Origin of the sequence: Chromobacterium haemolyticum (assembly GCF_009936155.1) — a bacterium.
Taxonomy (GTDB): Bacteria; Pseudomonadota; Gammaproteobacteria; order Burkholderiales; family Chromobacteriaceae; genus Chromobacterium; species Chromobacterium haemolyticum.
Genome location: NZ_AP019312.1, coordinates 3513272 through 3527980, shown reverse-complemented (window position 1 = coordinate 3527980; position 14709 = coordinate 3513272). Strand labels below are relative to the sequence as shown.

General features: G+C 65.1%; 15 protein-coding genes. 7 read left to right on the top strand and 8 right to left on the bottom strand.

The genetic code is table 11. From position 1 onward, the window contains the following. The first annotated feature begins 1 nt into the window (after position 1). The 6 genes from GYH29_RS16180 to GYH29_RS16155 all read left to right on the top strand — a co-directional run bounded on the left by GYH29_RS16180 (position 2) and on the right by GYH29_RS16155 (position 5861). Positions 2-1153: a UbiH/UbiF family hydroxylase gene (locus tag GYH29_RS16180; protein ID WP_118268110.1), complete on the top strand. Its 1152-nt coding sequence runs from the start codon at positions 2-4 to the stop codon at positions 1151-1153. Positions 1154-1177: 24 nt separating this feature from the next. Further along, entirely contained in the window at positions 1178-1912 is a 735-nt protein-coding gene (locus GYH29_RS16175) for a DsbC family protein (protein WP_019103618.1), read from the top strand. A gap of 96 nt (positions 1913-2008) precedes the next feature. After that, positions 2009-2719 (top strand): hypothetical protein, encoded by a 711-nt coding sequence (locus GYH29_RS16170; protein WP_118268109.1) that lies wholly within the window; start codon positions 2009-2011, stop codon positions 2717-2719. 144 nt (positions 2720-2863) lie between these two features. Beyond that, complete coding sequence (locus GYH29_RS16165) at positions 2864-3124, top strand: acyl-CoA-binding protein (RefSeq protein WP_019101840.1); 261 nt, start codon at positions 2864-2866, stop codon at positions 3122-3124. Positions 3125-3588: 464 nt separating this feature from the next. Continuing rightward, positions 3589-4059: a molybdopterin-dependent oxidoreductase gene (locus GYH29_RS16160; protein WP_052051949.1), complete on the top strand. Its 471-nt coding sequence runs from the start codon at positions 3589-3591 to the stop codon at positions 4057-4059. Then, the gene (locus tag GYH29_RS16155) at positions 4059-5861 is read left to right on the top strand and encodes an ATP-binding response regulator (protein WP_019101842.1); all 1803 of its coding nucleotides are present in this window, start codon (positions 4059-4061) and stop codon (positions 5859-5861) included. Before GYH29_RS16160 ends, GYH29_RS16155 begins: the two co-directional genes overlap by 1 nt. Positions 5862-6077: 216 nt before the next feature. Here the strand turns inward: GYH29_RS16155 and GYH29_RS16150 are convergent, their stop codons facing one another. The 8 genes from GYH29_RS16150 to GYH29_RS16115 all read right to left on the bottom strand — a co-directional run bounded on the left by GYH29_RS16150 (position 6078) and on the right by GYH29_RS16115 (position 13875). Continuing rightward, positions 6078-6941: a helix-turn-helix domain-containing protein gene (locus GYH29_RS16150; protein WP_019101843.1), complete on the bottom strand. Its 864-nt coding sequence runs from the start codon at positions 6939-6941 to the stop codon at positions 6078-6080. A gap of 475 nt (positions 6942-7416) precedes the next feature. After that, positions 7417-9507 (bottom strand): flagellar biosynthesis protein FlhA, encoded by a 2091-nt coding sequence (locus GYH29_RS16145; RefSeq protein ID WP_019101844.1) that lies wholly within the window; start codon positions 9505-9507, stop codon positions 7417-7419. Continuing rightward, positions 9504-10646 carry a flagellar type III secretion system protein FlhB gene (gene flhB, locus GYH29_RS16140; protein ID WP_161524128.1) on the bottom strand — a complete coding sequence of 381 codons (1143 nt, stop codon included), beginning with the start codon at positions 10644-10646 and terminating at the stop codon, positions 9504-9506. Before flhB ends, GYH29_RS16145 begins: the two co-directional genes overlap by 4 nt. Beyond that, on the bottom strand, positions 10639-11418 hold the full coding sequence (fliR, locus tag GYH29_RS16135) for a flagellar biosynthetic protein FliR (protein ID WP_043633249.1): 780 nt from the start codon (positions 11416-11418) through the stop codon (positions 10639-10641). The genes flhB and fliR overlap by 8 nt, the downstream gene beginning before the upstream one ends. A 2-nt stretch (positions 11419-11420) precedes the next feature. Beyond that, entirely contained in the window at positions 11421-11693 is a 273-nt protein-coding gene (fliQ, locus tag GYH29_RS16130; RefSeq protein WP_043590304.1) for a flagellar biosynthesis protein FliQ, read from the bottom strand. 25 nt (positions 11694-11718) lie between these two features. Beyond that, positions 11719-12615, bottom strand: coding sequence for a flagellar type III secretion system pore protein FliP (gene fliP, locus GYH29_RS16125; protein WP_081950274.1), 897 nt, complete (start codon positions 12613-12615; stop codon positions 11719-11721). After that, positions 12615-12977: a flagellar motor switch protein FliN gene (gene fliN / locus GYH29_RS16120; protein ID WP_019103289.1), complete on the bottom strand. Its 363-nt coding sequence runs from the start codon at positions 12975-12977 to the stop codon at positions 12615-12617. The genes fliP and fliN overlap by 1 nt, the downstream gene beginning before the upstream one ends. A 31-nt stretch (positions 12978-13008) precedes the next feature. Continuing rightward, positions 13009-13875 carry a FliM/FliN family flagellar motor C-terminal domain-containing protein gene (locus GYH29_RS16115; protein ID WP_161524127.1) on the bottom strand — a complete coding sequence of 289 codons (867 nt, stop codon included), beginning with the start codon at positions 13873-13875 and terminating at the stop codon, positions 13009-13011. Between the two features lie 478 nt (positions 13876-14353). Between GYH29_RS16115 and GYH29_RS16110 the strand changes: the two genes are divergently transcribed. After that, on the top strand, positions 14354-14695 hold the full coding sequence (locus GYH29_RS16110; RefSeq protein WP_043590300.1) for a flagellar hook-basal body complex protein FliE: 342 nt from the start codon (positions 14354-14356) through the stop codon (positions 14693-14695). The last annotated feature ends 14 nt before the right edge of the window (positions 14696-14709 follow it).

Sequence of the window (14709 nt, the reverse complement as noted above, 5' to 3'; positions counted from 1 at the left end):
CGTGAAGGCATTGCAGTACGACGTGATCGTGGTGGGCGGCGGCCTGGTGGGGGCCAGCCTGGCGCTGGCGCTGGACCGCGCCGGCAAGCGGGTGGCCTTGCTCGAGGGGCGGCCGCCGCGGCTGGAGGGGCTGGACCAGGGCTGGGACGCGCGCATCTACGCGGTGAGCCCGGCCAACCGCCGCTTCCTGGAGAGCCTGGACGCCTGGCCCGGCGCCGAGCGTCTGGGCGCGATCGAAGCGATGGACGTGCGCGGCGACGCTGGCGGCCGGATTCAGTTCGCCGCCAGCGACGCCGGCGAGCCGGCGCTGGCCTGGATCGCCGAGAACCGCTGGCTGCTGGCCGCGCTGTGGCGGCGACTGGCGGCGTCCGGCGTTGATTGTCTGCCGGGGCTTAAGCCGCAGGCGCTGAGCGCAGACGCGCTTGGCGCGGCGTTGACGCTGGACGACGGCCGCCGGCTGAGCGCCGCGCTGCTGGTCGGCGCGGACGGCGCCAACTCCTGGGTGCGCGAGCAGGCCGGCCTGGACGCCAGCGTCAAGCCTTACGGCCAGAGCGGGGTGGTGGCCAACTTCGACTGCGAACGCCCGCACGGCGGCGTGGCGCGGCAATGGTTTACCGGCGACAGCATCCTGGCCTGGCTGCCCATGGCCGGGAACCGAATTTCCATGGTGTGGTCAACCTCTGATCCCGCGCGCTTGCTGGAGCTGCCGCCGGAGCAATTGGCGGAGACAGTGGCCGCCGCCGGAGGACAGGCGTTGGGCGAATTGGCCGTCATCACTCCCGCTGCGGCGTTTCCGCTGCGCTTGATCCAGCCGGAGCGGGTGGCGGCGGAGCGCGTGGTGCTGGTGGGCGACGCCGCCCACACCGTGCACCCCTTGGCCGGCCAGGGCGTGAATCTGGGTTTCCAGGACGCGGCGCAATTGGCCGCCTTGCTGGCCGGCGAGCGCGACGCCGGAGACTGGATGTTGCTGCGTCGCTACGAGCGTCAGCGGCGCGAAGCGGTGAAAACCATGCAGCTGGGCTGCGACGGCCTGTTCCAATTGTTCCAGGCCAAGGCGCCGGGTCTGCCTTGGTTGCGCAATACCGGCTTGAACCTGACCAATTGCCTGAAGCCTTTGAAGCGGCAATTCGCTCGCCAGGCAATTGGTTACTGAACCTTCCCTTGAGGATAAAGATTGATGAAGAAGAACCTGAAGTCCCTGGCGCTGGGCGCCTCCCTGATGATGGCGCTGGCCGCTTGCTCGCAAGCCGCCGGCAGCGGCAACGCCGGCGATGTGAAAAAGGCGTTTGAAGGCCGCTTCCCGGGCAAGCCGGTCAAGGCGGTGACCGCCACGCCGGTGAAAGGCATTTACGAGGTGGTGGTGGACAATAAGCAGGTGGTGTACACCAACGCCGACGCCAGCTATCTCTTCGTCGGCGATCTGATCGACGCGGTGAAGAAGGAAAGCCTGACCGAGAAGAAAATGGCCGAGCTGAACAAAGTGGATTTCAAGTCGCTGCCGTTCGAGTACGCGCTGAAGGAAGTGCGCGGCAAGGGCGAGCGCAAGCTGGCGGTATTCTCCGATCCGGACTGCCCGTTCTGCAAGAAGCTGGAGCGCGAAGGCCTGAAGAATCTGGACAACGTCACCATCTACACCTTCCTCTATCCGCTGAGCCAGCTGCACCCGGACGCGATGCGCAAGTCCAAGCAGATCTGGTGCTCGCCGGACAAAGTGGCGGCCTGGTCCGGCTTCATGCGCGACGGCAAGCCGCTGACCGGCCCGGACAATTGCGACACTCCGCTGGAGAAGATTCAGCAACTGGGCGAGAAGCTGGGCATCACCGGCACGCCGGGCCTGATCTTCGCCAACGGCCAGCTGGTGCCGGGCGCGATCGATGGCGACGATATCGAGAAGCTGCTCAACGCCAAGTGAGCGCATGAAGACATGCGCCGCTAAGCGGGTTTCCACGGCCTGTTCCTGCGTTCTCGCGACGCCGGCTCAGGCCGTTGTCGCGCCTGGCGGGCGGCGATGACGGCGCGGCCGGGCTGGAGCGCGAGCTGGCGCGGCCTGTCCAACGGCGACCGCATCTTGCTGGGCCTGTCGTTTTCGCTGGCCGTGCATGGCCTGGCGATTTTTGCGCCGTGGCCGGTGGGCGGCGCGCGCGGAGAGCCGGCGGGACTGAGCGTGCGTCTGACGGCGGCGAGGCCGGCGGCCAGGCCGCCGCCGCGGCTGGAGCCGGCCGCCGCGCCGCCGGCATGGACCGCGCCGAGGGCGGAGCAGACCCTGCCGGAGGCGGTGTTTGAGGCGGAGCCAGAGCCGGCGCCTAGACCGAGTGCCTCGACGCCCGTCGCCGCGCTTCCCGCCGCGGCGTCGGCGCCCCTTGCGGAGGCCGCGCAGCCGGGGGACGAACTGCCGCAGCGTCTGGGTCTGGACCTGTATTATCCGGCCAGCCAACTGGAGCAACTGGCCGTGCCGCTGCGGCCGATCGAACTGCCTGAACTGGCCGATTTGACGGGGGGGGCGATCCGGATCGAATTGCGCGTCTATATCAATGAGCGGGGCGAAGTGGATGCGGTGCAATGGGTCAGCGCCCAGCCGGCCGGCAGCGAACAGCCCTTGCTCGAGCGTTTTCGTCAGGCCGAGTTTTCGCCGGCGCGCAAGGACGGCATCGCGGTGAAGAGCTATAAACGTATTTTGATCGAGTCCGAACCCGGCGATGGAACCGCTTCGCCGCCGTAGCCCGGACCGCGCCGACGGCGTGGGCCTGCGTGCTGACCGCAGCGCGGGTTCGTGGTAAATTCCGCTCTCCGGCACTGGCTGCCGGCGGCTAACATCTCCAATCAGGGGCGCACCAACGTCCCGGTCTTCAACAAAGGAATTCCCATGTCTGATCTGCAGACTCTGTTCACCCAGGCCCAGGCCGATGTCAAGACCCTGTCCGAGCGTCCGGACAACCAGACGCTGTTGCAACTGTACGCGCTGTTCAAACAGGCTACCGAAGGCGACGCCGCCGGCGAACGCCCGGGCATGATGGACTTCATCAACCGCGCCAAGTTCGACGCCTGGGAAAAGCTGAAGGGCAAGGGCAGCGACGAGGCCAAGCAGGAATACGTGGACGTGGTGAAGCGTCTGCTGGAAGAATAAGAACCTGTTTACGATCTGCTGCGCGTCGGCGATACGGCGTTGAAAACCGGCTCAAAATGCTCATGTACCACGTGTACATTCCGCTTTTTCGCTCGTTTTCGCCTTGTCTCGCCTTAGCTCGCGAGATCGTAAACAGGCTCTAAGCCGGCCGCGGCCGACCCCTGCCGCCGAAACGGCGCGCCTGCGGGCGGCGCCGTTTTCGGCGGCGAACCGGCACCAGACTAGCGTGCCGATTTTTTTAGAACCTGTTCAAAGTCTGTGGAGCGTTGCCGGTACGGCGAGCGTGTTTTCGAAACGCTCATGCGCCGTCGGCGCAATCCGCTATTTCCGCCGCAGCGCCTTGTCTCGCCCTTGCCCGCGAGGCTTTGAACAGGCTCTATAGTTGTCTGACTGTTGATGAGCAGTGCGGCGGTATGGTTTTTCAATCAAGTGAAGCGTTGGCCAAGATGAAGAGAGTCTTTTGCTTGCTGGTTTTCGTCCTGCTGGCGCAAGCGTGCCGGGCGGGTGACGACCCGGTTTTGCTGGTGGTGTCGGGCAAGATCAGCCATTTCACCGATTCGGCGCGCGGCGTGTACGAATTCCGCGAAAGCGCGCTGATGGCCTTGCCGCAAACCTCGCTGGTCACCGCCACCAGTTGGACGCCCAAGGCGACTTTCAGCGGGCCGCTGGTGCGGGACATCCTCAATAAAGTGGGCGCCTACGGCCATCAGGCCCAGTTTGTGGCGCTCAACGACTATACCTATTCCATTCCTATCGGCGAGCTGGTCAAGTACCGCGCCATCCTGGCGCGCCGCTTCAACCAGCAGCCGATGAACGTGGCCCGTTACGGCCCGTTGTGGCTGATGTATCCGCTGGAGCAGATGCCGGACTCGGCCAAGGGGCCGGCCTTGGACGCCAAGCTGATCTGGCAGATAGACGGTCTGGTGGTGAACTGATGAACCAGGACAATCAAGCGTCGTCCGGCGTGGAGCCGGGCTGGGCCGGCCGCCTGCGGCGGCTCATTTCCGGATGGGGCGGCTGGCCGGAAGGCCGGCGCATGCTGTGGGTGGGCCTGCTGGTGCTGATCACCGCTGCCGGCGGCATGTATTACAGCATCAGCCAGCTGGGCAAGGTCAATTCAGTGGCCAACAGCAGCGAGGATTTGTATTGGTCGGTGGCGCAATTCCAGCTGGAAATGGAGCGCGCCAAGTCCGCGCTGGTGGGTTTCCAGGCCGGCCGCATCACGCAAGACGAGCTGTTGCGGCGCTTGGAAGTGGCCAGCAGTCGTTTCCATGTGTTTTCCGAACCGGCGCCGGTGCGGGTGCAGATGTTGCTGCGCCAGGTGAAGGGTTTCGACACCCTGGTGGCGGATTACCAGCAATTGTTCAACGACCCTGCTTTCAGCCACCCCGCGCTGGCCTCGGTGCCGGCGCTGCTGGAACGCATCGACTTGCTGCGGCCGCAACTGATGGCCTTCGCGGTGGAGGCGAGGGTGGCGGAGGTGAAAAGCCGCACCGAGCGGCTGGAGGATCTGGACCGCCAGCGCAGCAATGTGCTGTATCTGCAGTCGGTGTTGTGGGGCGTGATCTGCGCGGTGATCCTGCTGCTGTCGCGCTACAGCTCGGTCAAGCGCCTGGCCAGCGCCAAGCAGGCCTTGCTGGAGAAGGAGCAGTCCGCGCACCAGGCCACGGTGGCGATGGAGCTGGACCGCACCACCTTTCTGGCCACGCTGAGCCACGAGATCCGTTCCCCCTTGCAGTCGATGCAGGTTTGCATCGAATTGCTGGAGCCGGTGGCGGACGGCCAGAAAACCGCGCGCACGGCCTTGCAGCGCTTGAAAACCAGCGTGTCGCATTTGTCCGCCCAGGTGCACGACATCATGGACATCAGCGCCATCCGCAATATGAAGCTGCGGATGAATCCGCAGCCCATGCCGCTGGCCGAGGTGCTGCAAGCCACCATGGACGTGATGCGGCCCTTGGCCGACGCCAAGGGGCTGGCGCTGAATTATCAGGCCGGCCCGCTGCCGGCGACGGTGCTGCTGGACGAGGTGAGGCTGCGTCAGGTTGTGGGCAATCTGGTGTCCAACGCCATCCGCTACACCGATAGCGGCTCGGTCACGGTCAGCGTGTCCTGCCTGCGCGCCACCGGCCATCACGAGCTGGTGCTGCAAGTGCGCGACACCGGGGTGGGCATTCCGCCGGAGTACCAGCAGCGTATTTTTCAGCCTTTCATCCAGGGCAAGCATAGACGGGCCGGCAGCTGCGGGCTGGGTCTGTCCATCGTCAAGGAGCTGGTCAATCTGTTTGGCGGCTGCATAGCGCTGGACAGCGCCGAGGGCAAGGGCGCCTGCTTCACCGTGCGCATACCGGTGCAGGCGGCGGAGACGCCGGGCTCGCAGTCGGTTCTGATCGTGGACGACGACGCCGACATTCGCGACACCCTGGCCGAGTTGCTGCAGCGCGACGGCTATCAGGTGGCCACCGCGGAGACGGCGGCCTTGGCGGAACGGGCGCTGGAGCAAGCCGATTTCGACGCCGTGCTGCTGGACATGCACCTGGGCGCGGACAGCGGCTACCAGGTGGCGGAGCGGGCCTGGAACGGCCAACGCGCCGAGCATACCGCCGTTGTCGGGATGAGCGCTTATCCGGAGGCCTTTGACGATCCGCGCGCGAGCCGCTTCGCCGGCATCCTGGCCAAGCCCTTCGACGCCGGCCAGCTGCGGCGAATGCTTGAGACTGTGGCCAAGCGGGCGTGATCCCGGTCGCGCAAAAAAGCCCTGGAGATGCTCCAGGGCTTTTTCAATGCCGTGCCGCGGCGATAGTGAACCGCTGCCTATTCAACATCTCGCGAGCCAAGGCGAGACAAGGCGAAAACCGCTGAGAAAGCGGAGTGTACGAGTGGTACATGAGCATTTTGAGCTTGTACTCACCGCGCAACGCTTCACGACGCGCAGCAAACTTTAAACAGGTTCTCAGACTTCCAGGTCGTGGGCGGCGGTGACCACATTGGTGATCTGCAGCGCCAGGATGGAGCCCGGCGTCGGCTTGCCGATGTAGTAGACGCCCTGGATGCGCAAGGCCTGCTGCAGCGCGGATTCGTATTCCTCGGCGTGGCCGGTCAGCACGATGATGGGCACGGTGGACGAGCGCTGGCGTATGGTCTCGATGACCTTCATGCAGTCCTCGTCGCCCAGCACCCAGTCCAGCACGAAAGCGTCGAACTCTTCGTGCGGCAGCGCGGCCAACAGTTCGGACGGGGATTCGTAGGGCAGGGCGAACAGGCCCTGGCGCACAAGCACCGCGGCCAGGATGTCGGCGTCCATATCGTCCAGCACCGCCACCAGCAAGCGCTTGTTGTTGGCGCGCTTGGGCGGCTGCACCGCCAGATAGGTGACTTCGTGGCCGTTGATGCAGCGGTCGTGGCTGCCTGGATACACGTGCCAGCTGTCGCCCTGACGACGCGCCAGCAGCAGCGGCGAGATGGAATCGTCCTGCACCACGTCGCCCAGCTGTATCCAGCAATGAGCTTCCTCGGTGTGGTCGGTCAGGTGGAGGATGGCCGGGATCAGGTCGGCGTCCGGCACCCGTACCGGCCGGCGGTTGTCTTGAGACACCAGCAGTTCGGAAGTGGGCAGGCCCAGATATTGCGCCAGCTTTTCCAATTGACCCAGCTGCCACTGGCTGCTGCCGTTGAGCTTGCGGTAGGTTTGCGACGCGCTCAGGCCCAGCACTTCTTCGATCAGGCTGACCTGTTGAGACTCCGCCAGGCCGCGCTGTTCCAGGTGCGTGCGGATATTGGCGTTGATGATTTCCGTGGTTGGCTTGTTCTGTGTCATTTGCATGTCTTTGGAGTAGGGCGACTATCGGGTCGTTCTGGTCCGCAGCTTGCCGTCGGCGTGGGCGGATGGCTGCTGTCTTTGTTCATTATCGGCGGCGGCGAGCGGAAGGCGGATGGCCTTCCGGGCAGGGGTGGGCATGTCGACGCTTTGGTTTATGTTTTAGCCGATATTAGTCAGTTTTTGCAAAATTTGCGAAAAATTTCGCTAAAAGTGCAAAAAAGGTTTTCATTTTAAAAGTAGTCATACAGATTGAAACCTGTTCCTTGGTACAGATTGGGGCTGGGTTATGCCTTTGCGTTATCGGATTGGGTTTGGAATTTTTTGACTAAGTAATTGATTGTTTTTTTGGTATTTGGGAATTTAGGACGACAGCGGGCGCAGGGGCTGGGGTGTTGTAATTTCGCATATCATGCGAAGGGCGCGCGGGCGCGGCGACGCGTGCCCACACGCCCCGCGACCTTGGGGCGGCGGATCAGCCCAGGGTACCGGTGAGGCTGACCTCTCGGGTTTCCGGCACTTCGTTGTAGGACAGCACGTGCAGGCCGGGCGCGAACAAGCGCGCGTAGCGCGCCAGCAGCGGGCGGATCTGCGGCATCACCAGCAGGATGGGAGCGTGGCCCATTTGCTTCATCTGGTCGCGCACCACCGGCATATTGGCCTGCAGCTGCTGCAGCACATTGGGGTCGATGGGGAAGCTGTCCAGCTGCGGCTTGCCGGTTTGCTGCGCCTGGCTCAGCGCGCCCAGCAGCAGGTTTTCCAGATCGGCGGACAGATTGAAGGCCTTCATCTCGCCGCGCGGCCCCAGGATGGATTGCACGATCTGGCGTTTCAGCGCGCAGCGCACCTCGGCCGCCAGCATGATGGGGTCCTTGCTGCTTTCGCTGGCGTCCAGCAGGGCGTTGGCGATGGGAGCGATGTCTTTCAGCGACACATTGTCGGTCAGCAGCTGGCGGTAGGCCTTGAGCTGCAAGGGCGCCGGCAACGCTTGGTTCAGCGCGGAAGCGAGCTTGGGCGCCAGCGCGGACAGCCGCTCGTTGATGGCGGCCACGTCGTCGTGGCGGAATAGCTCGGACAAGTGCTCGCGCATCACCTTGTTCAGATGGGTGGCCACCACGCTGGCGCAGTCCACGACTTGGTAGCCCAGGCCCAGCGCCTTGCTTTTGTCGTCCGGCAGGATCCAGGTCACCGGCATGGCGTAGGCCGGGTCCACGCCGGGCATGCCGTCCACTTCGCCGTACAGTTCCGGCGAGGGAATGGCCATCAGCCGGTCGGCGTAGACCTCGCCTTCGGCCACGGTGTTGCCGCTGAGCAGGATGGCGTACTGCGAGGGCTTGAGGCGCAGATCGTCGCGCAGATTCACCTGCGGCATCAGCACGCCCATGCTCTCGCTCAGGCTTTGACGCACGCCGCGCACGCGCTTGGCCAGCGGCGCGCCCTGGCTCTTGTCCAGCAGCGACACCAGTTTGTAGCCCAGGTTGACGCCCAGCGTGTCCACATAGGGCAGGGCGGCCCATTCCAGTTCGATGTCGGCGTCGCCGGCCAGCGCGCTTTTCGCCAGCGCCGGGTCCGGCAGGTTGGGCAGCACCTGCTGGCGCTGGTGCAGCCGCCAGGCGACGAAGCCCAGCAGCAGCGCGAAGCCGAGGAAGGTGGGCCAGGGCATGCCGGGGATGGCGGCCAGCACCAACATCATCCCGGCGGCGCTCATCAGCACGGTGGGGGAAGCCAGCATCTGCTTGCCCACTTGTTCCTGCATGTCGCCGTCGTCGCTGATGCGGGTGACGATGATGGCGGCGGCGGAGGACAGCAGCAGCGCCGGAATCTGCGCCACCAGGCCGTCGCCTATGGTCATCAGCGCGTACTGGCGGAAAGCGTCGCCGGCGGACAGGCCGTGCATCAGCGCGCCGATGGCCACGCCGCCGAAGAGATTGATGATCAGGATCAGGATGCCGGCGATGGCGTCGCCGCGCACGAACTTGGAGGCGCCGTCCATCGCGCCGTAGAAATCGGCCTCGGTGGCGATGTCGCGGCGGCGCTGCTGCGCCTGCTCCTGGTTGATCAGGCCGGCGTTGAGGTCGGCGTCGATGGCCATTTGTTTGCCGGGCAGCGCGTCCAGGGTGAAGCGGGCGGAGACTTCCGAGATCCGTTCCGCGCCCTTGGTCACCACCATGAAGTTGATGATCATCAGGATGACGAACACCACCATGCCGACAACGAAGTTGCCGCCTATCACCACCTGGCCGAAGGCCTCGATCACCCGGCCGGCGGCGTGGGTGCCTTCATGGCCGTGCAGCAGCACCACCCGGGTGGAGGCCACGTTCAGCGACAGCCTGAGCAGGGTGGTGGCCAGGATGATGGTGGGGAAGGCGGAGAAGTCCAGCGGCCGCTTGGCGGAGACGCTGACCAGGATGACGATGATGGCCAGCACGATGTTGAAGGTGAACAGCATGTCCAGCGCCATCGGCGGCAGCGGCAGCATCACCATGGCCAGTATGGCCAGCAAAAACAGCGGGGCGGCGATCTTGTGGCGGCCGATGTCGGCCAGCAGTCGGGTGAAAGCGTTCATGGTGCGGTTCTGGGATCGGCCATGTCGCGCGGGATCGGCAAATCGTCCGGCAGCCGCGGCTGGCTGCGGCGCGATCCGTTGCGGAAGGCCTTGAGTTGCATGACATAGGTCAGGACTTGCGCCACCGCTCGGTACAGGGGCGCGGGAATTTGCTGGTTGACCTGAGTGGTGTGGTAGACGGCGCGCGCCAGCGGCGGCAGCGGCACGATGTCCACTTGGTGCTCCTGAGCCACCTGACGGATGTAGAGCGCCATCTCGTCCAGGCCCTTGGCGATGATGAACGGCGCTTCCGCGCGTTCCTCATCGTATTTCAACGCCACCGCGTAGTGCTCCGGGTTGACGATGACCACGTCCGCGGTGGGCACGGCCTTGCGCACGCCGCGCTGGGCCATCTGCATCTGGATCTGGCGAATGCGCTGCTTGATCTCCGGCCGGCCCTCGGTGCTTTTGTACTCTTCCTTGATCTCCTGCTTGCTCATCTTCTGCTGCTTCATGAACAGCAGGATTTGCAGCGGCAGGTCGATCAGCGCGAACAACATGAACACCGCGGTCAGCGTCAGCAAGGCGTTGATCAGCAGCTCCGCGCTGCCGGCCAGCGCGGTGGCGAAGGGCGCGCCCTGCAAGGCGAAAAAATCCTCCAGCGCGCTCTGGCTCAGCCGGTACAGCACCCAGCCCAGCAGCAGCGCCTTGGCGATGGATTTGCCGATTTCGCTGGCGTGGCGCGCCGAGGCGATGCGGCCGAAATGGGCCAGCGGGTTGAAGCGCTCCAGCTTGGGCTGCAGATGGTTGAAGCTGAAGACCCAGCCGCCGGGGTAGAGCGAAACCACGATCACGCACAGCGGAATCACCGCCAGCGGCAGCACCATCTTGACCAGCAGCAGCAAGGTGCCGGCAAACAGCTTGGACCAGCTGTTGTCCAGCGCGCCGCTGCCGGAGAGCAGGGCAAAGGCCAGGGCGAACAGTTCCCGGAACTCGTCCAGCCACTGCGGCATCATCCAGAAAGCCAGTTTCAGCGCCAACAGCAGGCCCAGCGCGGCGGCCAGATCGCGCGAGCGCGGCACCTGGCCTTGCTTGCGCGCCTGCCGCAGCTTGTGCGGCGTGGCCTTTTCGGTTTTATCGCCGCCGCGCCCCTCAGCCATGACCGGCCCTCAGCATGCCGCCCAGCAGGCGCAGCATCTGTTCGTTCAGGTTCAGGTATTGCTGCGGGATGAAGCGCGCCACCAGGCCCAGCGTGCCCAGGCCGAACAGAGTAATCAGCGGGAAGCCCAGCGAAAACAGGTTCAGCGACGGCGCCACCCGGTTGATCATGCCGACGCCGGCCTGCACCACGAAGGTGGCGAACACCGCCGGCAGCGCCAGCAGCATGGCGGCGGACAGCACCCAGGCCACGCCGCCGGCCAGCATGGACAGCGAGGCGGCCGGCACGCCGCCGCCCACCGGCCAAGCCTGGAAGCTGGCGTAAACCACCTGGATCAGCAGCAAATGACCGTCCAGCGAGAAGAAGATCATGGCGCCCAGCAGGTAGAGCAGGCTGGACACCACGTCGGAGGAGTTGCCGTTGCCGGGGTCGTTCATCACCGCCATGGACAGCGCCATCTGCGAGGACACCAGAAAGCCGAGCACGGCCAGCACGGCCAGCACCAGCTGAAAGGCGAGGCCGAAGACGAGACCGATCACCGCCTGTTCGATGCTGGCGGCGACGCCGGCCAGCGAGAACAGGTCCAGCTTGGGCAGCGGCAGGGTGGCCGGCAGCGTGGCGGCGGACAGCGCCAGAGCCAGGCCGATGCGCACCCGCACCGGCACCATGCCCTCGCCGATGAAGGGCGCGACGCTGAAGGCGGCCATCAGCCGGCAAAACGGCCACCAGAAGGCCGGGATCAACTCCAGCAGTTGGGCGTAGAGGCCGGTCACGGCTATCCGACCAAACCGGCGGCGCGCTGGAACATGGCCACGCAGAAATCCATCAGGAAGCCGGTGATCCAGTGGCCGGCGATGGCGATGGTCAGCAGGGTCACCAGCAGCCGCGGCAGAAAGGACAGCGTCTGCTCGTTGATCTGGGTGGCGGCCTGGATCAGGCTGACGATGACGCCGACGATCAGGCTGGGCAGGATCAGCAGCACCACCAGGGTGACGACGACGCGCAGGCTGTCGTTGACGATGTCGACGGCGATGTCGGGGGTCAGCATGGCAAGTCCATTCTCAAAAGCGCGCTCAATAAGCCTGTATCGAGGTGACCAGGGTGTTCACCGTCAGCGACCAGCCGTCCACCAGCACGAACAGCAGCAGCTTGAGCGGCAGCGAAATCACCAGCGGCGACAGCATCATCATGCCCATCGCCATCAGCACGCTGGACACCACCAGGTCTATCACCAGGAAGGGGATGAACAGCATGCAGCCGATCTGGAACGCGGTTTTCAATTCCGACAGCACGAAGGCCGCGAGCTTGACCGCGAAGGCGTGGTCCTGCGGATTGCTGATCTTTTCCTCGCCGGACAGCCTGGCGATCTGCGCCAGCGCGGTTTTGCTGGTTTGCGCCAGCATGAAGCGGCTGATGGGCTTCTGCGCGATCTCCAGCGCCTGCTGCATGGTGATCTTGTCCTGATCGAAGGGCTGCAGCGCCTGGTTCCACACCTCCAGCCCCACCGGCCGCATCACCAGTAGGGTCAGGATCAAGGACACGCCGGTGACGATGCGGTTGGGCAGGCCCTGTTGCAGGCCCAGCGCCTGGCGCAGCAGCGAGAGCACGATGATGAAGCGGGTGAAGCTGGTCATCATCAGCACCAGCACGGGCAAGAGCCCGAGCAGGGTCATCAGGATCAGGATCTGGGTCTTGATGGTGAAGTCCACCGGCGTGCCGCCGGCGTTGGCCGACAGCAGTTTCAGCGGTTCTGCCTGACAGGCGGCGGCCAGCGCCCACAGCCCGGCGGCGAGCAGGCTGGGGTGGAGGGACCTCGAAAAACCTGCTGCGCGGTCCGATAGCGGCGTTGCTCCGTGCTCGCTCCCTCGCTGTACGGTTTGTACTATCTCGGTCGCTGCGCGCGGTGCGCCTTGCTCTCGAACCGCTCGCGACGGTTTTTCGAGGTCCCTCAATTTCTTCAAGGCTTCCATCAGGTCAGGCTGTCCAGTTCCAGATCGTTCAGCTCCACCACCCGCAGGCCGTAGTTCTCGCCGGCCACCACCACCTCGCCGCGGCCGATCACGGTGCCGTTGACCTTGATGTCCAGCGGTTCGCCGGCCAGCTTGTCCAGCTCCACCACCGAACCGTTCTCGATATTGACCAGATCGGCCAGCGAGATGTCGGCGCCGCCCACTTCCAGCGTCAGCCGGACCGGGATCTTGCGCAGGAACTGGGTCATGTCGCGCTGCGGCCGGCGCGCCGCGCCGTCGTCTGTCGGCTTGGCGTCCGCGTCGTTTTGGCCGTCCAGGCCGTCCAGCACGCCGCCCAGATCGAAATCGTCGTTCAAGTCCATGCTCATCCTTGCTTGTTCTGTGTTTGTAGAGTTATTCGCTGACGACAAAGCCGGTCAGGCACAGCTTGCCGTGCTGCTCGGCCACCTCGGCCTCGAACAGCCGCGAAGCGCCGACCAGCACTTCGCTTCTGGCCTGCAGCGTCACCGGCAGCACGCTGCCGGGGCGCAGGTCCATGATGTCGCCCAGCGCCATTCCGCGGTCCAGCAAGCGCGCTTGCAAGCGCACCCGCAGCCGGTCGCGGAAGGTCTCCGCCGGCGCGGCTTGGGCGTCGGCGCTGTCGCGGCGGCCGGACAGGTTTTTCAGCAGACGTTCGAAGCAGGCGGCGTCCAATTGCAGACGCAGCGCGCCGACGGCGTGTTCGCCGTCGCCGATGTCCAGGCGGATTTCCCAGACCCCGGTGCCGGGCGGCACGAAGGGCAGCAGCGCGCAGTCGGCGGGGCCGGGCGGCAGGCCGCCGGCCTGACGGTCCAGCCGCAATACGCATTGCAGCAGGCGGGGCAGCAAGCGCTCGGCCAGGCTGCGCGCCAAGCGGCGCTCGGTTTCGGTTTCCGCCGGCGCGCCGGCGTCGGCGTCCGGCTGCGTTGCCGGCGCGCCGAAGCGGTAATCCAGCAAACGCAGCAACAGCGGCCGTTCGATATGGCTGCCCAACTGGCAGCCGTCCAGCGCGTGCCACAGCCAGCGGCGCTCGTCGGCGGCCGGCTGCGCCTGCTCCAGCGCGCGGATGTGGAAACGCGCGTGGTAGCGGCGGTTCAGTTCTTGCTGCAGGAAATCCGCCAGCTCTTCTTGCAGCGCTTTGCCGAAGACGGGCAGCAGATGGAACGGCCGTCCCAGCGTGCGCAGGTCGAGAGCCGGCAACTGGGCGCCGTCATGCTGCGAAATGATTCTGGCTCTTGGCATCTCGATTCTCGGTGAAGGCGTGGGCGTGGCGCCGCCGGCGTCCGCGCGCCCGGCCGGCGCGCGCGGGCGACGGAAGGGGCGCGGCGCTTAAACCGCGGCGGCCTGGTGCTTATCAAGGCCGGCCGGCCGTCTGAGGCGCCGCATGCGAAATGTACTAGAGGGTACTAAATTCGCGGCTCGCGGACGGAGGCAAACGGCAGGCTAAACCTTATGGAGTGTGCATCTTACTGGCTGCCGCCGCTGGGTAAAGGGGGAAAATTCACGTCACACTTTGTGAAAATTCACGGCTGTTGGTTTAAGCATAAAGTTTAAAATCGCCGCTCGTATCCTGGCGTCAGGATGATGGCATGGTTACAAGTCCTCATCTCGGGGCTGCCGCTTCGATACGCTCGCCGCTCCCGGGCGGCGAGCCGCAGACGTGAAACCGGCCTTGATTGGCCACTCAATAATAACGGGCTCCGCCCGACAAGGATTTCCGATGGCGACCAACCTGGGTTTGATGATTCATGCCGACCGCAAGCAGATGCTCGGCGAAATGGCCGGGATGGCGCGCAGCGCGCCGATTGCGCCGCCGCAGCACAGCGAAGAACCCGCCACCACAGCCAGCTTCTCCGACGCCATGGGCGCGGCCATCCGCGACGTGGACGCGCAGAACCGCGCGGCTTCCGAAAAAATGGCCGACGTGGACAGCGGCAAAAGCGACGACCTGGTCGGCGCCATGCTGATGAGCCAGGAAGCCAGCCTGTCGTTCTCCATGCTGATGCAAGTGCGCAATAAGGTAGTGGGCGCCGTGGACGACTTGATCAAGATGCAGCTGTAAGCCGCGAGGACCAT